General features: G+C 64.9%; 15 protein-coding genes and 1 pseudogene. 9 read left to right on the top strand and 7 right to left on the bottom strand.

Features of this window, described 5'->3' with window-relative positions; translation table 11 throughout:
* Positions 1 to 4: 4 nt before the first annotated feature.
* Both AC3WQS_RS12725 and AC3WQS_RS12720 read right to left on the bottom strand, forming a co-directional pair.
* Positions 5 to 2,269, bottom strand: a complete 2,265-nt coding sequence (locus AC3WQS_RS12725; protein ID WP_492712662.1) for a VanW family protein — start codon at positions 2,267 to 2,269, stop codon at positions 5 to 7.
* A 294-nt stretch (positions 2,270 to 2,563) separates the two neighbouring features.
* Positions 2,564 to 3,919 (bottom strand): acetyl-CoA C-acetyltransferase, encoded by a 1,356-nt coding sequence (locus AC3WQS_RS12720; protein WP_019747140.1) that lies wholly within the window; start codon positions 3,917 to 3,919, stop codon positions 2,564 to 2,566.
* 130 nt (positions 3,920 to 4,049) lie between these two features.
* Between AC3WQS_RS12720 and AC3WQS_RS12715 the strand changes: the two genes are divergently transcribed.
* Complete coding sequence (locus AC3WQS_RS12715; RefSeq protein ID WP_492712663.1) at positions 4,050 to 5,396, top strand: 3-oxoacyl-ACP reductase; 1,347 nt, start codon at positions 4,050 to 4,052, stop codon at positions 5,394 to 5,396.
* Positions 5,396 to 6,259, top strand: a complete 864-nt coding sequence (locus AC3WQS_RS12710) for a MaoC/PaaZ C-terminal domain-containing protein (RefSeq protein ID WP_153213288.1) — start codon at positions 5,396 to 5,398, stop codon at positions 6,257 to 6,259. Before AC3WQS_RS12715 ends, AC3WQS_RS12710 begins: the two co-directional genes overlap by 1 nt.
* A gap of 101 nt (positions 6,260 to 6,360) precedes the next feature.
* Here the strand turns inward: AC3WQS_RS12710 and AC3WQS_RS12705 are convergent, their stop codons facing one another.
* Both AC3WQS_RS12705 and AC3WQS_RS12700 read right to left on the bottom strand, forming a co-directional pair.
* Entirely contained in the window at positions 6,361 to 6,960 is a 600-nt protein-coding gene (locus tag AC3WQS_RS12705) for a TetR/AcrR family transcriptional regulator (protein WP_003945885.1), read from the bottom strand.
* A gap of 72 nt (positions 6,961 to 7,032) precedes the next feature.
* Entirely contained in the window at positions 7,033 to 8,211 is a 1,179-nt protein-coding gene (locus AC3WQS_RS12700; protein WP_019747138.1) for a glycoside hydrolase family 3 N-terminal domain-containing protein, read from the bottom strand.
* A gap of 101 nt (positions 8,212 to 8,312) precedes the next feature.
* Between AC3WQS_RS12700 and AC3WQS_RS12695 the strand changes: the two genes are divergently transcribed.
* The 4 genes from AC3WQS_RS12695 to AC3WQS_RS12680 all read left to right on the top strand — a co-directional run bounded on the left by AC3WQS_RS12695 (position 8,313) and on the right by AC3WQS_RS12680 (position 14,595).
* Positions 8,313 to 8,780 carry a universal stress protein gene (locus AC3WQS_RS12695; protein WP_003945900.1) on the top strand — a complete coding sequence of 156 codons (468 nt, stop codon included), beginning with the start codon at positions 8,313 to 8,315 and terminating at the stop codon, positions 8,778 to 8,780.
* A gap of 45 nt (positions 8,781 to 8,825) precedes the next feature.
* A complete protein-coding gene (locus AC3WQS_RS12690; protein ID WP_060938335.1) occupies positions 8,826 to 9,914 on the top strand; it encodes an isochorismate synthase in 1,089 nt (362 codons plus the stop codon).
* Positions 9,915 to 10,043: 129 nt separating this feature from the next.
* Positions 10,044 to 10,217, top strand: a complete 174-nt coding sequence (locus AC3WQS_RS12685) for a DUF2613 domain-containing protein (RefSeq protein ID WP_003945488.1) — start codon at positions 10,044 to 10,046, stop codon at positions 10,215 to 10,217.
* A 43-nt stretch (positions 10,218 to 10,260) separates the two neighbouring features.
* A complete protein-coding gene (locus tag AC3WQS_RS12680; protein ID WP_492712688.1) occupies positions 10,261 to 14,595 on the top strand; it encodes an alpha-(1->3)-arabinofuranosyltransferase in 4,335 nt (1,444 codons plus the stop codon).
* Between the two features lie 23 nt (positions 14,596 to 14,618).
* On the opposite strand, the pseudogene AC3WQS_RS12675 reads toward AC3WQS_RS12680, so the two are convergent.
* Positions 14,619 to 15,668, bottom strand: a pseudogene (locus AC3WQS_RS12675) (acyltransferase family protein); the annotation flags it as partial.
* Positions 15,669 to 15,884: 216 nt separating this feature from the next.
* Between AC3WQS_RS12675 and pgfA the strand changes: the two are divergent.
* Both pgfA and AC3WQS_RS12665 read left to right on the top strand, forming a co-directional pair.
* Positions 15,885 to 17,018, top strand: coding sequence for a cell envelope lipid trafficking protein PgfA (gene pgfA / locus AC3WQS_RS12670; RefSeq protein WP_019747133.1), 1,134 nt, complete (start codon positions 15,885 to 15,887; stop codon positions 17,016 to 17,018).
* A 169-nt stretch (positions 17,019 to 17,187) separates the two neighbouring features.
* Complete coding sequence (locus tag AC3WQS_RS12665; RefSeq protein WP_492712664.1) at positions 17,188 to 18,144, top strand: ABC transporter substrate-binding protein; 957 nt, start codon at positions 17,188 to 17,190, stop codon at positions 18,142 to 18,144.
* Here AC3WQS_RS12665 and AC3WQS_RS12660 read toward each other — a convergent pair.
* The gene (locus tag AC3WQS_RS12660) at positions 18,125 to 19,351 is read right to left on the bottom strand and encodes a lipopolysaccharide biosynthesis protein (protein ID WP_408989145.1); all 1,227 of its coding nucleotides are present in this window, start codon (positions 19,349 to 19,351) and stop codon (positions 18,125 to 18,127) included. The two genes, AC3WQS_RS12665 and AC3WQS_RS12660, sit on opposite strands and share 20 nt — an antisense overlap.
* Positions 19,352 to 19,384: 33 nt before the next feature.
* Between AC3WQS_RS12660 and AC3WQS_RS12655 the strand changes: the two genes are divergently transcribed.
* Entirely contained in the window at positions 19,385 to 21,124 is a 1,740-nt protein-coding gene (locus tag AC3WQS_RS12655) for an MmpA family trehalose lipid delivery protein (protein WP_492712665.1), read from the top strand.
* On the opposite strand, the gene AC3WQS_RS12650 is transcribed toward AC3WQS_RS12655, so the two are convergent.
* Positions 21,071 to 22,285 carry a glycosyltransferase family 4 protein gene (locus AC3WQS_RS12650; RefSeq protein ID WP_492712666.1) on the bottom strand — a complete coding sequence of 405 codons (1,215 nt, stop codon included), beginning with the start codon at positions 22,283 to 22,285 and terminating at the stop codon, positions 21,071 to 21,073. The two genes, AC3WQS_RS12655 and AC3WQS_RS12650, sit on opposite strands and share 54 nt — an antisense overlap.
* Positions 22,286 to 22,413: the final 128 nt, after the last annotated feature.

Raw genomic sequence — 22,413 nt, 5'->3', positions numbered from 1 at the left:
TTCCCTACTCGCACTTCACGATCGGCACCGGGTCGTACTTGACGGTCCGGGTGTTCGAGGAAATCTCGGCGCCACTCGCGTGGTCGGTGATCACGCGGGTGTCGCTGACCGTGAATCCGGGCGCACCGCTCGAAGCCACACAACCAGGCCCCTCCGGCAACGTCACGGTGTTCGGCGATGTCGGCGACGTACGCGGGCCGGTCGTCGAAGCGACATCGACGGTTTTGGTTCCCCAGATCCGAACGGTGATGTTCGACGACGTCGCAATCGTCTCGATCATCACGCCGGTCTTCGCCGGATTACGGAACTGCAAGTCGATCGCACCATCGAAGATGGTCGCCTCACGCGCTTCGGGGTACCGCGAGATGTAGTAACTGTGCTCAGTGTGCGCGACGTCGTCCATGCCTGCGAAATACGTCGCGTTGTAGAGCGTCGTCGCGAGCTGGCTGATACCGCCGCCGACAGCCTTGTCCGGGCGACCATTGTTGATGATCCCCGACTCGACGTATCCCTGAGCCGCACCGCGCGGACCCGTGTACTCGTTGAGCGAGAACGTATCCCCTGGCTTGATCACGGCCCCGTCGATCTCCGACGCGGCCAGGCCGATATTCACACCAGACGCGTATTCGAAACCACCGGTGGTGAATTCGCCGATCACCTCGTTGATGCCGAGGGCATCCGCGGCTTCGGTGGTCAACGCCGGCGGGACCGGTCCGTACACGGCGGGTGTTGCCCGAGACGCCGTGCTGCCCAGCAGAACCGGAAGTTCCTTGACCGTGTCCGGCCAGTTGATCAGATCACCGACAACACCCGGCACAACCGACGGCTTACCACCGGCGAAGGTGAACGACGCGTCCTTGGGTTGTACTTCAGTCGATACCAACTGCGGAGTCAGAATCTTGATCGCAGCATCCGTGTTGTACTGCGGAGTCAGCCCACCCGAGCCGTCAGGGGTGAAGGTCAGAACCTCACCGATCTGGTCGACGCCGAGCGTCGCAACCTTGCCGTCACGGCCGTTGACCACGACATCACCCGAGGCAGCCGGAATGGCAATCTCCTGCAGTGCGCGATCGACACCGGCCTGAGTGACCGTCACCGGCACCTCGTCGACCGGAAGATCGACGACGCCACCGTCAGACCACTCCGCGGCGAACGTTGCGCCCGCCTGCTGCGTTTCGAGAGCCTGGCCGGCGGCAGGTGAAACACCCGTCGCCTTCCCACTCTCGAACACGACTGCGCCTTCGACGGGCGCACGATCGCTGTTCGCCGCAAGTTGCGACATCGAGGCATCCAACGCACCCTGGTCGACCGTCGACACCACGGGCACCTCGCGGGAGCCGAAGAACGACGTGATGCGGGTGATCGGGTTGATCGGCTGAGCGTTCACGCCCGAGAGCGTCGCCGACCAGTCGACGTCCACACCCGCAGATGCGGGAACGATCTCGGAATCGACGCCGCCGGCATGTACCGCTACCGGTTCGACGAGCCTTGGGCCGAGTTCGGCGCGCAGCGTGGCCTCTGCGTCGGCAGGCGTGAGATCACCGATGTCCACCCCGGCGACCTGGGTGCCGCGTGGTGTCTTCCCCGACGACGTGAAGATGTCCACTCCGTAGGCAATCACTGCGACGGCAAAGATGGCGCCGAGTGCTATCGCTGGTTTGACCCACTTACGGGAAGAAGCCGGAGCGGGCGCTTCTGGCTGTTGTTGCGGTGCTGGTGGTGCAACTGCCTCTGGTTCGCGGACAACAGGCTCGTACTGCTGCTGGATGGGTTCGAATTGCTGGGTGTCGTACTGCTGCACGAACTCGGGACGCGGCGGCTTCGGGGGAACCACCACTGCCGGGGGCTCGAACTGCTCTGTCTGCTCGTCGATGGTTTCTGTCGCCGGAGCCGAGTCGACTACTTCCGTCGGCGGTGCGTCCTCCGCTGGGACGACTGGGATGACGGTGGTGACCTCGTTTGCCGATTCGTCGATGGCCGGTTCGACGATTGTGGGCTCGACGATTGTCGGCTCGTCTACTGCTTCGTCGACTGTCGCTTCTGTGGAATCGATTGCTTCTTCGTCGACAGGCCTTGGTGCTTCGGCTGGTTCAGGTTCTACTGATTCAGCCTCGACAACCGCCTCGGTGTCCTCAGGGGTCTTGGGGTCCTCGACCGACTCGGTCTCGTCGACCGCCTGAGGTTCCTCGACCGACTCGAGTTCCTGTTCCGGGAGGGACGAGTCCTCGCTGTTCGTCTTCTCGACGGACGGACCCTCTTCGTCACTCACCTGTTGGCTCCTCGCTGCATCAACCGTCGCTGCGGCGCTCACCGACAACTCAATACAGGATATCCGGACATACGAGAGCCCCGCGCTGCTGCCAGGTCGGGGGTCAGGCAGCAACACGGGGCTGTCATGAATATCGGTAGCTATTCTGCAGCGTTACACGCCTGCGCGAAAAAGTTTGCAAAGAGTTCGGGGATCCGGCCACCCCTCGTGGCCGGATCCCCGATTACGCATCCCCTCGCGACGATCACTGCAGGTGAGCGCAGTTTTCACGCACGTGGGGAGATTGTGGAGCGGTTACCGCTCGATGATCGCCGTGACACCCTGGCCGCCGGCCGCACAGATCGAGATCAGACCGCGGCCCGAACCCTTCTCCGCGAGCATCTTTGCGAGGGAAGCCACAATACGTCCGCCGGTTGCCGCGAACGGGTGACCTGCAGCCAAGGACGATCCGTTGACATTGAGCTTGCTTCGGTCGATCGATCCCAACGCGCCGTCGAGGCCGAGGCGTTCCTTGCAGTACTCGTCGGACTCGAAGGCCTGCAGGGTTGCCAGAACCACCGAAGCGAAGGCTTCGTGGATCTCGTAGTAATCGAAGTCCTGCAAGGTCAGACCGTTGCGGGCCAGCAAACGCGGAATCGCGTACGTGGGAGCCATGAGCAACCCGTCTTTGCCGTGGACGTAGTCGACGGCAGCGGTTTCGGAATCGACGAGGTGCGCCAGAACCGGAAGATTGCGCTCGGCTGCCCACTCGTCGGTGGAGAGCAGCACTGCAGAAGCGCCGTCGGTGAGCGGCGTCGAGTTGCCTGCCGTCATCGTCGCGTCGCCGAGCTTGGTACCGAAGACAGGCTTGAGCGTCGACAGCTTCTCGACGGTCGAACCGGGACGGAGGTTGTCGTCGCGGGTCAGGCCGAGGAACGGGGTGACGAGGTCGTCGAAGAAACCGCGGTCGTAGGCAGCTGCCATGTTCTTGTGGCTGGCAGCGGCAAGTTCGTCCTGGTCCTCGCGCTTGATGCCGAATTCCTTGGCGGTGATCGCAGCGTGGTCACCCATCGACTTGCCGGTGCGAGGCTCGCCGTTGCGCGGAATTTCGAGGCCGAGCATGCCCGCACGCACGTTGCCGAGCAGCTTGATGCGGTCGCCCGTGGACTTCGCGCGATTGAGGGAGAGCAGGAACTCGCGCGCCTGATCGTTGACGCCGATCGGGGCGTCGGACGTGGTGTCCGTGCCGCCGCCGATGCCGGAATCGATGCGGCCGGCCGAAATGGCGTCGCCGACGGCGATGATCGACTGCAGTCCCGTGCCACACGCCTGCTGAAGGTCGTACGCCGACGTGTACGGGCTCAGCGCGCTGCCGAGAACGGACTCGCGAATGAGATTGAAATCACGGCTGTGCTTGAGCACCGCACCGCCGACGACCATGCCGAGCTTCTCGCCCTGCAGATTGAATCGGCTCACCAGACCGTCGAGCGTCGCAGTGAACATGTCCTGGTTGGACGCCTGTGCGTACGCCTTGTCCGAGCGTGCGAACGGAATGCGATTTCCGCCGACGATCGCAACCGGACGGCGCTGACCTGCGGACTTCGCAGCGGCTGCGGCCGGTGCGGTGCGCGGTGCGGCGGGCTTTGCGTTTGAACGGGCTTTGCTTGTCACTTGCGTCTCCAAGGATGGTGCGATTACCTGTTGAAGACTATTCTTACTCAGTAGTAAGTTACTTGTCTATCGGCGCATTCTTCCGATTGCCCGGTGAGAGACAACCCGAAACACAACAGAAGGTAGGACCGTGGCAGCCAGCAAGGGAGCTCCCGACCTCTATTCACAGTTCCTCTCGTCCGCCCCCGGCGCATTCATCGCGTCGAAGGCCGGCCTGCCCAGGCCCGAGAACCTGCGTCGCTACAAAGCAGGGGAACCCGCACTCGCCGGACCTGTCCTCATCGGCGGCAAGGGTCGGCTCGCAGAACCACTTCGCGTACTGCTCTCCGACTACCCGGCGGCTCAGGCACACGACAGCAGCTTCGGCGGACTCGTGTTCGACGCCACCGGAATCACTCAGGTCAGCGAGCTCGAGCAGCTGTTCGAGTTCTTCCAGCCCGTGATCCGCAACCTCGCACCGTCGGCTCGCGTCGTCGTTCTCGGCACGACGCCGGAAGAAACGTCGACCGTCGACGAGCATGTCGCGCAGCGCGCGCTCGAAGGCTTCACCCGCAGCGTCGGCAAGGAGATCAAGCGCGGCTCCACCGCTCAGCTGGTCTACGTCTCCCCCAAGGCGTCCACCGGACTGTCCGGCGTGGAATCGACTCTGCGCTTTCTCCTTTCGGCGAAGTCCGCCTTCGTCGACGGCCAGGTCATCGTCGTCGGTGCTGAAGATTCCGTCGCGCCCGCAAGCTGGGACAAGCCGCTCGAAGGCAAGGTTGCCGTCGTCACCGGCGCAGCCCGCGGCATCGGTGCCACCATCGCCGAGGTGCTTGCCCGCGACGGCGCACACGTGGTCTGCGCTGACATCCCGGCCGCCGGCGAAGCACTGTCCGAGACCGCAAACAAGGTCGGCGGCACGTCCCTCGCCCTCGATGTCACGGCGGCCGACGCAGCCGAGGTCCTCGCAGCTCACCTCCTCGAGCGTCACGGCGGAGCCGACATCATCGTCCACAACGCCGGCATCACCCGCGACAAGACCCTCGCCAACATGGACGAGGGCCGCTGGAACATGGTCATGAACGTCAATCTTCTTGCACCGCAGAAGATCACCGAGCACCTCGTCGAGAAGGGCGCCCTCAAGGAAGGCGGCCGCGTCGTCGACGTCTCCTCCATCGCCGGCATCGCGGGCAACCGCGGCCAGACCAACTACGGCACCTCCAAGGCCGGCGTCATCGGCCTCGTACACGCCGAAGCTCCCGTCCTGGCGAAGAAGAACATCACCATCAACGCCGTCGCACCGGGCTTCATCGAGACCGCCATGACCGCAGCCATCCCCTTCGCCACCCGCGAAGCCGGCCGCCGCATGAGCTCGCTCCTGCAGGGCGGCGAGACCGTCGACGTCGCCGAGACCGTCGCATACTTCGCCAGCCCGGCCTCCAATGCCGTTACGGGACAGGTCGTTCGCGTCTGCGGCCAGAGCCTCCTGGGCGCATGATGGCAACAAAGACCGTCGCGCTCACCGAGCAGCCGAAGACCATCGACATCTACTCCCGCGCGGTACTGGGATTGCTGCCGTGGAACAAGTCCAATTCTCGCTCGGTGCCACAGCAGACCCTCACCCTCACCGGACTGAAGGTCGACACCGACAATCTGGCGGCGTACTGCCGCGTGACCGGACTGCGATTCGGCGACACTCTGCCGATCACCTACCCCTTCACCTTGGCTTTCCCGACCGTGATGAAGCTGATGGTGTCGAAGGACTTCCCCTTCGCCGCCGTCGGCTCCGTTCACGCCGAGAACGTCATCGAATCGCTGCGGCCCATCTCCGTCAGCGAACCGCTTGACCTCTCGGTGCATGCCGAGAACCTGCGTGAGCACCGCAAGGGCCTGCTGATCGACGTGATCACCGAAATTCGGGTGGGACGGGAACTGGTCTGGCGACAGACCTCGAGCTTCCTGAACCAGCAGAAGACCTCCCTGTCCGGCCAGCCAGGTCCGGAGCCCAAGGCCGACGAGGTCCCGCCGATGCCGATGAGCACCATCCGCGTCGACCAGACCACGATCAGCAAGTACGCCGCCGTCTCCGGCGACCGTAATCCGATTCACGTCTCGTCTCTGGGCGCCAAGGCTTTCGGTTTCCCGAAGACCATTGCTCACGGAATGTGGAGTGCCGCGGCAGTTCTGCGGACCGTCGAGGGGTCCGTCGCGGACAAGGTCACCTACAGCGTGCGTTTCGGCAAGCCGATTCTGCTACCGGCGACGCTGAATGCCTACGCTGATCGCACCGACGACGGCTGGGATCTGTCGCTGCGTCACCCGAAGAAGGGTTACCCGCACGTCACTGCGACGCTGCGCTGACCTGAGTTTTGTCGGGTTTCCCACCCACCCAAATTGAGCGAACGTACCTTTCGGCGCCTTGGATGCGCTGAAAGGTACGTTCGCTCAGATTGGTTTGGGGGCTATTCGGACTTCTTCTTGCCCGACAGGCCGCGCCACGCGAGGGATTCGAGTAGATCCGCTGCGGCATCCACTTCGATTTCCCCACCCGCGACCCGGTCGGCTACCGCCTCACCGGCGCCGACGAGCGCGATGGCGATGATCCCGTAGTCGTGCGCGGCATCAGGATCCTTGGTGCTGGACTCGAGCAGATGCGCAGTCAACTCGATCAACCGATCGCGGCTGGACTGCACGGTTCCCGCAAAAGCCTGCTGCCCGACGGCCTGACGGTAGAGCACCATCCACGACTTGCGGTTTGCGCCCACGAACCCGAGGAAGCCCTCGAGAGCGGCGCGCAATTGTTCACGCGGAGTCAGGTTCGGCGCGCCGGCCGGGGCGAGCGCTTCGAGGAAGCGGAGCCCTTCACGATGAATGCACGCCGCGAACAGCTCTTCCTTCGAGCCGTAGTACAGGTACAGCATCGGCTTCGAGATCTCGGCTTTGGCTGCGATGGTGTCCATCGAAGTTTCGTGAAACCCCCTGTCGGAGAACACGTCCACAGCCGCGTCGAGCATCTGCTGCTCACGCACTGCGCGTGGCAGTCGCTTGGTACCGCCGGCCATGCTTCCTCCAACCACAGGGTAAATTTCGATCTTACTCTACGGTAAGATTGTGCGTCGAATCCTGACTTCGACTCAGCAGGTCACGGCACCTTTGGCAGTGGCAACTGTGACCACGGCCTGATCGACCCGCGCCTGCGGAAGCTCACCGGACGCGACGGCCTGCTCGAGATGGTCGAGCACCCGCGGAACGTCGTCGGTTGTCAGCCACAATGCCTGATCGACTCCAGCCACCAGCGCAGCCTGAACCGCGTCGGCAATATCGTATCGGTCGGTGATCGCCTGCATTCCGCTGAGGTCGTCGGTGAATACCGGGCCGGTGAACGGCGCTGCGCCGTAACCCACTCCGTCGCGAAGCAACGCGACGGCGGCGGGGCTGATGCTGGCAGGGGTACCGGGCTCGGTCAGACCGGGAACCTCGAGGTGACCCATCATGACGCCGACTCCGGTTCCCGACAGCTCCCGGAAGGGAATCAGGTCCGACGCGATCAGATCCTGCAAGGGCGGCGTTGTCACCTCACCCCGGTGCGAGTCACCCGACGCGCTGCCATGCCCGGGAAAGTGCTTGATCACCGGGAAGATTCCGGCATCTCGCATACCCTGCGCGTACGCACCGGCGTAGGCAACCACGGTCTGGGGGTCGTCGGAGTACGAGCGGTCCCCGATCACGGAGTCGTCGGGTTGGCTGCTGACGTCGACGTCGGGGGCGTAGTTGACGGTGATCCCGAGATCCTTCAACCCGCGTCCACGCTCGAGCGCCATCTGGTACGTCTGTTCCACTGTCATGGTCTGCGCCGTTTCTCTGGCCGACGGATCGGGCCCGAGGATGTCCGCGACGCGGGAAACTCGTCCACCTTCTTCGTCGATCGTCACCATCAACGGCAACTTCGACGCCGAAGCAACCTGCGGCACTTCGCGATTGGTGAGCATCGACTGATCGGTCCAACTTCCGACGAAGATGCCGCCGATCTCCTCGTTCTGCACTATCGACAACGCGTCGTCGGTCCCGGTGACGCCGACGTTGAGCAGCTGGGCAAGTTTCTGACGCAGGGACAGTGAAGCCAGAAGGTCACTACCGCACGACGCGGCGACGGGCGCGGAGCTGGATGCCGCAGGCGTCGACGTGATCTCGGAGGTGGTGCTGGTCGGGGCGCTCGAAACCGGATCGGCGGTCCCGTTCTCGCCCGAGCATCCCGCAACCAACCCTCCGCATAAAGCAATGGTCGTCGCAGCCTTCAGAAACTTGATCCGCATACCTCGACCGTAACGGACCCGGTACCCATACACTCCCTCACGGGCACATCGGGACGGTAGCCTGGAAGAGAACCGATTCCCCCGCTGACGAGGAGGTCGTGATGCCACAAGGTCTGATGCTCATCGCGTACGACGGTTCCGACAACGCCAAGCGTGCAGTCGACTATGCGGGGCGTTTCCTCTCCGCCAATCGTGCTGTTCTCGTCACTGCCTGGGAGCCGATGGTTCGCCAGGCCGCTCGCATGTCCGGCCTGTCCGGGGTGATGCAACCGGAGTGGGTTCCCGACGACGACGTCGAGGACATCGCGTACACCGACGCCAAAGTCACCCTCGCCGAGGGCGTCGCACTGGCCGAGGCCGCAGGCCTGACCGTCGAAGGCAGAAGCGCCGAGTGCCGATCCGCGATCTGGTCTGCAATCTGCGAAACCGCAGACGAATTGGACGTCGACATCATCGTGACCGGCACCCGTGGCACTACGGGTTTGCGGTCGCTACTGCAGAGCAGCGTCGCGGATCATGTTCTGCGTCACAGTCATCGGCCGGTGTTGATCGTCCCTCCAGGGAAGTGACCTTCGCGCATTCCTGATCCGTGGCCGACTAGTGTCGAAGCCACCATGGACGGTTTTGTTCTCTCGCGCCCCGATCACAGCGTGGTCACCCGCGGCGTACGACGCAGCTTCGACAGCTCCGACGCGGCCACCCACGCTCTGTCGGCAGGTACGACAAAGCTGATCGTCGGAGCGCTCCCCTTCGACCCGGCTGCCGCAACCGCGTTGTACGAACCTGCCGAGGCGACGATCGCGTCGCGGCCGTGGCAACCGCGCGATCCCCAGGCCCTGCCGACGACCCGGGTTGACCGGGAGATCCCGTCGTCGTCGGAGCATCTTCGTCGAGTGGAAAAGTTGATCGGACGTCTCCGCAGTGGAGAGATCGACAAGGTTGTCGCGGCTCGCACTGTGGAACTTCGCACGCAGACCCCGATCTCCCCGACCGCGCTCGCCGCACGCATGGCGGCGCTCAATCCCGTCGCCAACACCTTTGCCGTCGACCTCTCTGCTGCGGGAGCCGAATTCGAGGGCCACAGCCTGGTCGGCGCGACGCCCGAGGTATTGGTCAGTCGACGCGGGCGCGTCGTGACATGTCGCCCGTTGGCCGGGACCACAAAGCGATCCGCCGACGCCGATCAAGACCGCGAGGCAGGCGAAAGCCTTCTGCATTCGACGAAGAATCTGGCCGAGCACGCCTTCGTGACGGCGTGGATCCGCGAGGTCCTGCAACCGATGTGCAGTGATCTGTCGGTGCCGGCAACTCCCGAACTGACCAATACTCACGAGGTCTGGCACTTGGCCAGCCCGATCCGCGGCACGCTGCGAAACGACACCACTGCGCTCGACCTCGCCATCGCTCTGCATCCGACGCCCGCGCTGTGCGGAACACCCACCGACGCGGCACTGAAAGTCATCCGCGAGACCGAGGAGCCTCGCCGTTTCTACGGCGGCGCCGTGGGATGGTGCGACGGGGCCGGTGACGGCGATTGGGTGGTTGCCATCCGCTGCGCCGAGATCAGTGCGGACGGCCGCAACGCCTGGGCCAGCGCGGGTGGTGGAATTGTCGCCGAATCGGATCCACAGGACGAACTCGACGAGACATCTACGAAACTGCGCACTCTGTTGACCGCGCTCGGTACCGAAACCCTCGACTGACCAGCACGTCACGAGGGTAATCGTCCGGATTCTCGAGTGCGGGTGATACCTTGACCCGAGCAGTTCGTACGGGCCGGTAAGTCCGTCCGACCGCGAACGACCGACTAACGACCAATTGGGAGATCCGCGATGACGAAGTTCCTTGTCCCCGGTGTGGCCAGCGCTGTCATCGGTGCCGTTCTGGGTGCCGGCGTCATCTTCGGTGTCACGGCCGCCGCGTCGGACAACACTCGTCCCGAGATCGACCGCAGCGGAAACGCAGATTCTTCCGTGCTGAACCAGGTTGAGTACGGCAGCCGCTGAGAGCGCAGGCCTCGCGAGTTCCCGTTCTTCCGCCGACGCAGCGGTGTCTTCGGTAGACACCGCCCCGTCGGCAGAGCCCCTGTCGAAGCGGTGGCTGTTCGGCGCCTCCGTCGTAGCGTTTCTTCTCACTTTTCTGCAATCGCCGGGTCTGATCACCGCTGACACCAAGTACGACCTGACGCAGAATCCGTTCGGTTTTCTCGAACGCGCGTCGCATCAGTGGAGTAGTCAGGCCCCGCTCGGCCAGGTTCAGAACCAGGCCTACGGATATTTCTTTCCGCACGGGCCGTTCTTCGCCCTCGGCGAGTTGGCGAACGTTCCGCCGTGGATCACCCAGCGCATCTGGTGGGCGCTGCTTCTGATCGCAGGATTCTGGGGCATCATCCGAGTTGCCGAGGCTCTCGGTATCGGCAGCCGTAGTTCGCGCGTCATCGCAGCGGTTGCCTTTGTTCTTTCTCCCCGCGTGCTGACCACGCTCGGTTCGATTTCCTCGGAAACCCTGCCGATGATGTTGGCGCCGTGGGTGTTGTTGCCGGTGATTTTGGCCTTCGGCCCTGTGCGTGGAAAAGGAGTCCCTGGACTCCCTAACCACTCACGGGGGTTGAGGCGGTTGGCCGCACAATCCGCGCTTGCCGTCGCGCTCATGGGTTCGATCAATGCCGTCGCCACTGCCGCGGCCTGCCTGGTCGCGATCATCTGGTGGCTCTCGCACAAACCCAACCGAACATGGCTGACGTTCACCGCGTGGTGGGCGCTGTTCGTCGCTCTCGGCACACTCTGGTGGATCGTGCCGCTACTTCTGCTCGGCAAGATCAGCCCACCGTTCCTCGACTACATCGAGTCCGCCGGTGTCACCACACAGTGGGCGTCGCTGGCCGAGATACTTCGCGGCACGGACAGTTGGACCCCGTTCGTCTCCCCCGAACGCATTGCCGGCGCCGTCCTGGTCACCCAGCCCGCAGCAGTTGTCGCCACAGGTCTGGTTGCCGCCGCCGGCCTCGCCGGGCTCTGCATGCGGTCCATGCCTGCTCGCGGACGGCTGACGCTCATCCTGTTCGTCGGTATCACCGGCCTGGCCGCGGGATACGTTGGTGAACTCAGCTCGCCGGTGTCGGAGTCGGTACGCCTGTTCCTCGACTCGGCGGGCGCGCCGCTGCGCAACGTCCACAAGCTCGAGCCGTTGGTCCGTCTGCCGCTGGTGCTCGGACTCGCACACCTGCTGGCCAAAGTGCCACTACCGGGATCGGTTCCACTCGCCCGATGGCGCCGCGCGTTCGCCCATCCCGAGCGCGAACCGATGGTCGCACTGACCAGCCTGATCCTCGTTGCCCTCACCCTCTCCACCGCCTTGGCCTGGACGGGAAAGCTCGCTCCCCGCGGCGCTTACCCGGACGTTCCCTCGTACTGGAACGAAGCAGCGCAGTGGCTCGAGGACAACACCTCCCCCGGATCGGAAGCCGAACGTGCCCTGGTCGTCCCGGGAGCGCCCTTCGGCAGCCAGGTCTGGGGTCTGACGCGTGACGAACCGCTTCAGGCTTTGGCGAGTACGCCGTGGGCGGTGCGTGACTCGGTCCCGCTGACCCCTCCCGGCGCCATCCGAGCGCTCGATTCCGTGCAACGTCTCATCGCCGACGGACGGCCGTCGGACGGCCTCGCACAGACCTTGCTTGGGCAGGGCATCCACTACCTGGTGATGCGCAACGACCTCGACGGCGAAACGTCGCGCTCGGCCAGGCCGATACTCGTGCACCAGGCAGTCGAAGGCTCGCCGGGGATCGAGCGAGTCGCCCACTTCGGTGAAGACGACAGCCCCGAACCGATCGAAGGGCTGGTCGCGGACAGCGATCTGCGTCCCGGTTACCCGGCCATCGAAATCTTCGAGGTCACCCCGCCCGACGGCACCCCGGCGGTCAGTGGCCCGTACTCCGTCGACCTGAACCAGGTTCCGCGTGTACAAGGTGGGCCGGAATCGTCTGTGCGACTTCACGAAAGCGGGCTGGTTCCGGGGACCGGGCCGATGATTCTCGCCGCCGACGCCGAAGCTGCGGGACTGCCCGTCGATTCTGTCACCGTCACCGACACACCGCGCGATCGAGAAACCGATTTCGGTCAGGTCGACAACCACAGTTCCGCCCTGCGCACCCCTGACGACGCTCGTCGTACCTACAATCTGGTGCCCGACTACCCGGTTGCGAACACGCCTCTCGTGGAAGGCCGTTGGAGCGGAGCTTCGATCACCGTTTCCAGCGCCGCCTCAGATGCCACCCAGCTGGGCGGCACTTCACCGTCGAGCAGTCCCGCGTCGACGGTCGACGGCGATCCGGCCACCGGCTGGTTCAGCAACGGCATCGAGCGCGCGCTGGGCCAGTGGTTGCAGATCGACTTCGACACACCGATTTCCAGTGGGTTGCTTCATCTGACCACCAGTGCCGCGGCAATCGGAGCTCCCGTCAAATGGCTCGAGGTCTCGACACCGAACGGCAGCACGGCGGTGAAGGTGGAGCGTCCCGGTGAGCCCATCACCGTCTCGATCCCGGGTGGCAACACTCCGTGGGTACGCGTCACAGCGACTCACACCGAAAACGGATCGCCTGGAACACAGTTCGGCATCAGCGAACTCTCCGTCGAAGACTTCTCCGATCGCAGCGCGCCGAAGACCGTACCGATCCGTTTCGACACGGTCCTGCCGAGCACGCCGACGGGCGCATCTGTGAACGCGTGGAACCTGAGCCAGGAGTTCCCCGGCCGCAACGCCTGCGCCGACTCGACGGACCGCGTGCGGTGCAGCAATGCATTCATGGCGATACCCGAAGAGCCGAGCCGCTTCCAGCGCACGCTCACGGTGCCCGAAAACACAGTCGTTGCACCGGCACTGACTGTCCGAGCGCGTCAGGGCAACGCCCTCGAAGATCTGCTTTCCATCCCCGGCCGAATCACGGCTTCGGGTTCGAGCGACATCGGCGACACACGCGGATCTGCCTTCGCTGCCACCGACGGCGACGCACGCACCACGTGGTCGGCGCCGCAGAGCACCACAGAACCGGGCGGCCCGAAACCGACGCTGACTCTCAATCTTCCCGAGCCCACCCTGGTCACCGGCCTGGACATCACCCGGGGACTTGGCACTCTGCCGTCGCTGCCGACCAGTGTCGCGGTGAATCTCGGCAACGGGCCGCAGGTGCGAGAGCTGCCCGAACCCTCGGACGACACGCCTCGAACCAGTCGAGTTACTCTCGCCCCCTTCGTCACCGACAAGATCGTCCTGAGCATCACCGCTTGGGAACCGGTCCTCGATCAGACGGCGCTCGGCTTCGCCCAGGCGCAGCCCACCGGCCTCGCCGAGGTCGGCGTCGTCGGTGCCGACGGAACCCCGATCGCCGGTTCCGGAGTGCAGGGCGCAGAATCATTCGACAACCGCACCGTCACCGTCACCTGTGGCGACGGCCCGACCATTTCGGTTGCCGGACAGCAATTCCCCACCTCGATCACGGCGACGGCGACGCAACTTCGGACCGGCGCACCCGTCGAGGCACGTGTGTGCGGTCTGGACGCTTCGGCGACTTTGCCGGCGGGACAGCCTGAAGTGGTCGTCGAACCAGGCCCCGCATTCTCGGTCGACAATCTCGATCTGACGGCGGTCGGTCCTTCAGCCGCGCAACGGAATACACCGCTCGAATCGACCGCGTGGACGGCGAATCACCGCGAACTCACCGTCACGAGCTCGTCCGCCGATCAGCTGATCGTCAATCCCGAGAGCACCAGCATCGGTTGGATCGCCACGGCGCCGGACGGTTCCGAGCTGACGCCGGTGGTCGTGAACGGTTGGCAGCAGGGCTGGATCGTGCCGGCAGGCACCGCGGGAACCGTCACCATCGACTTCCCCAGCGACCGTTGGTACCGCCTCGGCATCTTCGGCGGGCTCGTGTTGCTGATCCCGCTGTTGTTCGCGGCTCTTGTCCCCACGCGCCGAGAGCCCAAGCCCCTCACACCACCCCGACCGTGGCGCAGCGTCGCGGCAGGATGGGTGGGCATGCTCGCGGCGGCCACCGTCATCGGCGGCGGAGTGGGAGCGGCGATCGCAGTTGTGTGCTCGATCCTCGGACTTGCCGCGCTGCGAATCTTCGGCCCGGCTCGGACCGCACGCATTCTCGTCGGCACCGCCGGCGTGGCCGCGATGATCGGCATCACGCTGCTCTCGACCGGACCGTGGCGGGCGCCGGGCGGCTATGTGGGCGACTCGTTCGCGATTCAGTTCTCGATGTTGGTGGCCTTGGTCGTGACCGGGTTGGCCGCGTTGCCCTTTGCCGGTTCACCGATGTGGCGGCGCTTCTCCCACCGCGTGACCGCGACGCGCGCCGGTTCCTCTACCAAGGCGTAACTGGCCGAGGCCACAGCGACGCTCAGGACGACCGTGAGGGCCAGGACGTAGAAGAAGCTGCCCGAGAACGGAACTATGCCGAATACGGGGAACACAGCGTTCAGTACGGCCAGGTGCCAGATGAACAGGCCGTAGGACCAGCGTCCGATTGCCAGCGCCAAAGGACTGGCCAGGAACCGATGCTGCGATTGATCGCGCAGAACCAGTGGCGCGATCAACGAGAAGCTGATGGTCGCACCGAGTGCAATCTTGATCGCGTACTGCCACGGCTCAGGCCGCACCAGACCTTCGGGCCCGGCCAGATCAGTGCACGAGAGAACGAAGGCGATAAAGGCAATCAGGGTCAGGAGTACCCGACGGTGCGCGAGGCGATGCACCCATGTCGACGGGCCCACTGCCAGCTCGGCCAGCACCATGCCGGCGCCGAACCACGGCAGGTAGCCCGGCAACCAGTTGTCGTGGTGGATAGCGTCCGGCGTCGGAATCGGAATGAATGCCCACGTCAAGGCCAAGACCGACACCCCGAGCAGAAGCGGCAGCCGGAACCGGACCGAGTTTCCTCGTAGTCGGACCATCAGATACGCGAAAAGCGGCAGCAGAACATAGAACGCCACCTCGACCGACAGGCTCCACATCTGCGTGAGGCCCTCGGTGAGTGTCAACGGCACGAAGACCTGCGCCAACCCGAGATTCGCCAACCACACTTGGTAGCCCCCGCCGGCACCGGGCAGGAACAGCAGGATCAGGACCACTGCCACCCAGTACGCCGGCAGAATGCGCGTCGCGCGGGAGATCCAGTACCGGACGGTCGACTGCGGCTGCCCGATTCCGCGAGCCTTTGCCGCGTGGGGGCGCCACAGGAGAAATCCGGACAAGGCAAAGAACACCGCTACGGCGAGATCGAGTCGACCGAACGCGCGCCCGATCGCACCGGACTGCGCTTCACCGGTCTGGAACGCGACATGGGTGACGAGGACGCCGAGCGCGGCCAATCCACGCATACCGTCCAAAGCCGGAACGAAGCCCCGAGCCTGTGGCGGGACCGTCTGAGAGGAATTCGTGGAACTGATCATCACGGATAAGTGTGCACCCCAGGCCGATTGAGGGAAACCACCAGGGACTCACAACAAAATGCCTGGCCAATTCATGCCCTCATGCGACAAACCGGGCCGGTGGACTGTTAGTGTTCTGCCACACATGGTGTCCATCGGGGGCCCCATGCGATCTGCGCAGCTCATATTGTGCCGGTTGGGGAACCTCGAAAGACTTAACGGGTTAGGAGTCACAGCATGGCGGAACGCTCAGGGCCGAGCCGGATACTTCCTTGCATTCTGGTGGGCCTCGGTGCCTTCCTTTTGGCCATCGCCATCCTCATTCCTACCTACACGGTAGGCAAGCTGGAGAAGACGCCACTCGACCTCGAGGTGACCACCGTCGCCACAGGCACCGGTAGCGTCCTCAACTCGGCGGCCCTCCTCGGCGGAAAGGCACAGGTCGACACCAACGTGCCGATCGTCGCTCAGCGCTACGTCACCACGCAGGACCCGTCCGACGCCGACATCATCACCGTCGAAGCCGGCCAGACGGTCCGTCGTACCGACAAGCAGGGCGATACCGGACTGCTGACCGCAACCCTGGACCGCGTCACGCTCGATCGCGTCAGCTCGATGCCGACCAACGATCCGGTCGGAACCGTCCAGACGTCCAGCGACCAGCCCGCCGAAGAAGTTTCCCGCGACGGTCTGCAGTACAAGTTCCCGTTCAACACGGAACAGAAGAGCTACCCCTACTTCGACCTGAACGCTCGCGCCACGAAGGACATCGACTTCGTCGAAGAGACCGAGATCAACGGTCTGAAGGTGTACCACTTCCAGCAGACGATCGATCCCGTCGACCTGTCGAAGGTCGTCAACTCCCCCACCAACAAGCTGAGCCTTCCCGCTGACACCTGGGGCGTTCCCGGCGGCGCAACCCCGATCACGATGACGCGTTGGTACACCAACGTCCGTGACCTGTGGGTCGAGCCCAAGACCGGTGTCGTCGTCAAGGGCCAGGAGCAGTTGCACCAGTACTACGGCCGCAACAAGGATGCCGTCGACGTCGAGGTTCTCAAGGTCACGCTGCCCTTCGACGAGGCGACCATCGAGTACCAGGTCCAGCAGGCGCGTGACGGCATGGACAAGCTCTCGCTGTTCGGCCGCACCGTCCCGATCGTGGCAGGTGTCCTCGGAGTCATCGCGCTGATCGCCGGTATCTTCCTCGGCCTTCGCGGCGGCAAGGGCGGAACTCCGGCCCGCGCTGCACACGGCGGAACGAACCAGAATCCCAGCGGCCAGGGTTCGCCCGAGCCGGCTCCGGGTGAGCACGACTGGACCTCGGACGACACTCAGGTGATCCCGCGTCCGGATCTGCGCAAGGACTGATTCAGGCAGTAAGCAGAGCGCCCCTTCCACACGGAAGGGGCGCTCTGCTGCATTTCGGGACTTTGTTGCCGGATCGGCGTACGGATTGGCGCAACGGGTCGTTCCCTCCGCGTGGTCGCGGGCTTAGCGTTTTCTGGAAGTCCAGACCACCCCGAACACGAGGAGCCACATGCCCGCATCAACAGTTCTGGGTTCGCACATCTGTGTCAGCGATCTGACACGTCGGAGATTTGTTGTCGGCAGTGCTGCATTCTCCGGGCTGTTCGCCGCCGGTTGCGCAAGGTCCGCCGGTACCGAGGGCGATGCGTCCGGGATGCGCACGGTCACGACCTCGCTCGGAACCTACGACATTCCGGTGACACCGAAGCGCGTCGTCGCCATCGACTCCCGACTCGACCTCGAACCAGCCGTTGCGATGGGCCTGCCGGTCATCGCGTACAGCTTCGACGCCGCCGAGCCGTGGGTTCCAGCCGATCCCACGGCGCAGGTGTTCGAGGCACCGGTCATCGTCGAGGCAATTCTCGCGCTGGAACCGGACCTGATCATCTGCACCGACATCGGTGAGGCCTCCGACATGTGGCCGCTGCAGCAGTTGAGCCAGACGGCTCCTGTGCTTCCGATGGACTTCACCCGTCCGTGGCGCGAGAACATCGACCAGTTGGCAAGTTGGCTGGATCGCACCGAGAACCCCGAAGTCCGTCAGGTCATCGGAGCGTACGAGGACAAGGCAGCCGGATTGAAGGAACGCCACGCCCGGAGTTTGGCGAGCAAGCAGATCGTGCTGCTGAACTACGTGAATCAGAAGGTCAACGGCGTCAACCGAAAGGGCATCTCCACGCAGGTGGCCGAAGACCTCGGCGTCCAGCTCCAGTGGCCCGTCGAGGGACAGAAGGAGATCTCCACCGAAAACCTGGTGACTTCCCTCGACTCGGCCGACGGAATGATCGTCACCACCGCGCCCGGCGTGGATCCCGTCACCGACGACCGCGCGATGTGGAACCGTATCCGCGCAGTACAAGGCGACAACGTCGTCTACACGGGTGGGAACATCAACTACGGATCCGTCTACACCGCGATGCGTACGCTCGACTACTTCGACGATTTGTTCACGCGTCTGGAGAACTGACGTCGCTGTGAGGTGCCGGCCGGGCGCGGTCGGCACTTCGCACTGCGGCGATGGACACCGCCAAGGCCGTTGTCGACGCAACCACCACGGCGACGCCGATCAACTCTCCCGGCGTCTTCGCCCACACCAGCATGACCGTCGCCTCCACAACCAGTCCTGCCCACGCCAGAAGGGCCACTCGCGTGCGTTCTGACGCGATTGCGGACAGCAAGGCACCCTGGAGTACCGCCAACGCTGCACCGTGCAGGGCGAAGGCCCACAGCATCGGAGCCACGGCGGCGTACGCGTCGCCCACGAGCATCGGCACCAGCGGGCCGGCAACCGCCGCCCCCAGAACCAACACGGCGCCGATACCGACGAGCACCGCCAACGCCGAGCGAACCGCTTGCGCCGAGTGCGCCGGATTCGCCATCTTCGGGTACAGCACGACGCCCACTGCCTGTGGCAGCCAGAACGCCACCTTCGTCGCGACGGCGCCGAGTGCGTAGACACCGGCGTCGTACTCACTAAGGACGACGCGGACGATCAGCAGGTCCAGCGAAGACAACGCGATCAGCGCGAGCTGGACCTGTGACGCCGCGAGCACGGAGACGACGCCGATCCGCACCGCACGGTCCTCGCTCACCGAGACGGTTCGGTCGACCACTCGGACTATCGCCACCAGCAACGCAGTTCCGGCCGCGCCCGCGACCAATGCCGCGCCTGCCCCGCCGCCGAAAGCCAGAACGATTACTGCCGGAAGGACTTTCATCACCCCGGCTCCGGCCAGCACGGCACTGAGAGTGCCGAATCGACCGTGACCCTGCAACAACCCCTGCTCCGTTGCCAGTAGAACCAACATGGGCGCGGTCACCAATGCCGAGAACGACGCCACGATTCCGGTGTCGAGCAGCCACGCCATCGCCGGAGCGAGCGCAACCGCGAGGACGGCGACGATCGCGGTGCATCGATACCCCAACGACCGCAACGCATCTGTGCTCTTGCCACGCACCGCCTCGCGGGCGACCACCGTCTGCAACGCCAAAGCCGGAACCGCAAGTACCAACTGGGCGGCAAGCAGACTCGCGAACTCGCCGTAGCCGACCGGACCCAACCATCGGCTGGCCAACCATGCCAACAGGTACGACGCGACATTGGCCGTCATCGATCCCACCAAAACCATGCCGACCCCGGCCGCGGCGGCGCGATCGAGTGGTTGGCGAGGCATGGCAGTAATGATGCACCACGTATCGTGCGCGTCATGACAGTGCAAGCCGGATACCGCCGTTACCTGCCTGCGGCGTACAGCCTGGCGCTGGCACTGTTGATCCTCGGACCGCTGCTCGGCCCCGGCTACCTCCTGCTGCGCGACGCCGTCAGCACGCCGCGCTCGTACTTGACCGACTCCGCCCTCGGACTCACCGACGCCGCAGCCCGCGCCGTTCCCCAGGACGCGCTGATCGCAGCGTTGAGCACCGTGATCGACGGCGGACTGGTGGTCAAGTTCATCCTGCTCGTGGCGCTCTGGCTCGCCGGTTGGGGTGCGGCGCGCATGGTCGCCGTCCTGCTGCCGACGGCCGGTCTCGGTCCACAACTGGTCGCGTCGACGGTGATGCTCTGGAACCCCTACGTGGCCGAGCGCCTGTTGCAAGGACATTGGAGCCTGCTGACCGGTTATGCCGCACTGCCGTGGATCGTGTGTGCCGGAATCGGAGTTCGCCGAGCCACGCCCGGGTCCTGGTGGGCGTTGGCCGCGTCACTGGCATTCGCGGGCCTGACACCTACCGGCGCTCTGCTCGCTCTGACGGCCGCGCTGGTGGTGGTTGCCACCCCCGGAGGCCGAACCTCGGCCATGCGGCGTGTCTGCGGCGCTATCGGGCTGTTCCTCGTCGCCGCCTCGCCGTGGTTGGTCGCCACCTTCGTATCCGGAGCAGCAGGCGACGGTTCCGATCCAGCGGGAGTCGCCGCCTTTGCCGCCCGAGCAGAACCGGGACTCGCGACGCTCGGCAGCCTCGCCGGGCTCGGCGGTATCTGGAACTCGGCAGCGGTACCTTCCACGCGCACAACACTCTTCGCGTTGGTCGGAACAGTTCTTCTGCTTGTCGTGGTGTTTGCCGGTGTGCCCGCTCTATGGCGCCGACGCCGGAACCCCGTTGTCGGTGGACTCGGCGCGCTGGCCCTGTTCGCGGTGCTCGCTCCGACCCTGGGCGCTACTCCGTGGGGGCTCGACGTCGGCCGATGGTCGGTCGAGGTGTTCACCGGCGCCGGTCTACTGCGTGACGCCCAGAAGTGGGTCGCGCTGGCCGTACCGTTCTACGCACTCGCTGCCGCCGCCGCGGTGATGTGGGCGGGCAATCGGTTCTCCCTTCCCCGCCCGGCATTCTCGATCGCCGCCGTCGTGGTGACGATCGTGGCGCTACCGGATCTGGTGTGGGGTGTCGGCGGCGCGTTGAAGCCCGTGCACTATCCCGGGTCCTGGACCGTGGTGGCCGAGCAACTACGAGACGAAACCGGTGACGTTGCAGTGCTTCCCGCTGGGATGTTCCGCGCCTTCCCCTACAGCGGTGATGCGCCGGTACTCGATCCAGCACCACGCTTCCTACCGCTCGACGTTCTGCAGACCGGCCAACTGGTGGTTGCCGGTGGTGCTGTCGGCGGTGAAGGAACCCGGGCCACCCAGGTCGAGGATGTGCTGCTTGCCGGCGGGAGTCCTACGCAGTTGGCCGATCTCGGAGTCGGATGGGTACTGATCGAGCGTGAGACACCAGGCCGGCTCGGCAAGGCGGCAGCGACACTCGACGGGTTGGAACAGGTCTTTGCCGACAACGATCTCGAGCTCTACCGGGTACCGGGAGATGTTGCCGCGCACGAAGCCTCGACCGGCGCCCGAACGGCCGTCATAGTTGCGCATCTCGCCTGGATACTGATGGGCGTGATCGCGCTGATCTCAGTCGGACTGAACCAGAACCGAATTCGACTCGCGAGGCGCGGCCAGTCCTGAGACCCACCGACCGTCCTTGTGCGCGGTCAGCACCTCGAGCACTCCGGTGCCGGTCTGCTCCCAGGAGAACTCGCCCGACCACACCCGAGCTTTCTCACCGAGCACCGTGCGGAGTTCGTGGTCGCGGAGCAGGGTGCCTGCCGCCTGCGTCAGATCAGCGATGTCGCCGTCGCCGGCGTGCTCACCGCCGACCAACAGCCCGGTCACTCCGTCGACGATCGAATCGGTCAAGCCCTTGGAACTGCGGTAACCGATCGTCGGAACACCGTGCTGCGCAGCCTCGATGACCGCCAGGCCCCACCCTTCCTTCCGCGAAGGCATGAGGTGAATCCACGACTGCGCAAGGAGTTCATGTTTACGAGGCTCGTCGACGTGACCGTAGAACGAGACGGCGTCACCGATTCCCAACTCGGCGGCGCGATCTCGCAGGTTCTGCTCCCACCAACCACCACCGATGACGTCGAGATGGATGTCCGGAAGCGTCGGACGCAGGGCTGCGACGGCCTCGAGTGCGTCCTCGATCTGCTTGTGCGGCACCAGTCGTGAGAGAACCGAGATGGTGGGACGCTCGGCCCTGGTGATCGATCCACCTGCGTCGACGCCGACGGGGAGCCGATCGGCACCGTTGCGCACCACGGCAATTCGTTCGCGCTCGACACCGAGGTCCACCAATTCTTCGGCCGAAGGAAGCGACACCGTCAGATACTGACTACGTCGATGGGTGCGCGGTGACAATCGCGATTCGACCCACCAGCCGATCCGGCCGACGAGCTTGCCTGCCACCGGCCATTGTTCACGATGGCAGTGGTGGACCAGAAGCGTGACCGGCGCACCCGCCACGGTCTTCGAGAAGAAGGGGATGCCGTTCTGGGTGTCGATCACCGCGTCGGGGCGAATGCCCTTGAGCGATCCGAAACCCAGACGTCCGGCGGCAATGGCGGCCAGAGCGCGGGGGTACACGCTGAAACGTCCACCGGCCCGGCTGATCGTGATGCCGTCTCGAACCTCCGACGCGGGCGCCCCGGGGTACGACGCCGTCCGCAGCGTCACCTTGATACCGCGCTCGGCCAACTGGGATCCGACCTGCTCGAGGTAACGCTCGCTTCCACCGCCCTGGGGATGCCCGGTATCGCGCCAGCAGAGCAACAGAACCTCGCGCACGTGCGTTACTCCCTGAGTTGGTCGGTGGCCACCCCGGTTCGGGCGATCCTGCGGGATGCCCCGCCTGACCGGCCGGTAACCCTGCCGAACACCCTAACTGTTCGAGCGTCCGTATTGCCGCGCTCCTG

Source organism: Rhodococcus sp. FW305-130, assembly GCF_058788335.1.
The sequence above is the reverse complement of the archived record's forward strand: the minus strand, read 5'-3'. Positions and strand labels throughout refer to the sequence as shown.

Coding starts and splice junctions, on each gene's coding strand:
- AC3WQS_RS12710 (WP_153213288.1), top strand. CDS start 5,396: ATGGCAACAAAGACCGTCGCGCTCACCGAGCAGCCGAAGACCATCGAC.
- AC3WQS_RS12685 (WP_003945488.1), top strand. CDS start 10,044: ATGACGAAGTTCCTTGTCCCCGGTGTGGCCAGCGCTGTCATCGGTGCC.
- AC3WQS_RS12690 (WP_060938335.1), top strand. CDS start 8,826: ATGGACGGTTTTGTTCTCTCGCGCCCCGATCACAGCGTGGTCACCCGC.
- pgfA (WP_019747133.1), top strand. CDS start 15,885: ATGGCGGAACGCTCAGGGCCGAGCCGGATACTTCCTTGCATTCTGGTG.
- AC3WQS_RS12705 (WP_003945885.1), bottom strand. CDS start 6,960: ATGGCCGGCGGTACCAAGCGACTGCCACGCGCAGTGCGTGAGCAGCAG.
- AC3WQS_RS12655 (WP_492712665.1), top strand. CDS start 19,385: ATGACAGTGCAAGCCGGATACCGCCGTTACCTGCCTGCGGCGTACAGC.
- AC3WQS_RS12700 (WP_019747138.1), bottom strand. CDS start 8,211: ATGCGGATCAAGTTTCTGAAGGCTGCGACGACCATTGCTTTATGCGGA.
- AC3WQS_RS12665 (WP_492712664.1), top strand. CDS start 17,188: ATGCCCGCATCAACAGTTCTGGGTTCGCACATCTGTGTCAGCGATCTG.
- AC3WQS_RS12660 (WP_408989145.1), bottom strand. CDS start 19,351: ATGCCTCGCCAACCACTCGATCGCGCCGCCGCGGCCGGGGTCGGCATG.
- AC3WQS_RS12695 (WP_003945900.1), top strand. CDS start 8,313: ATGCCACAAGGTCTGATGCTCATCGCGTACGACGGTTCCGACAACGCC.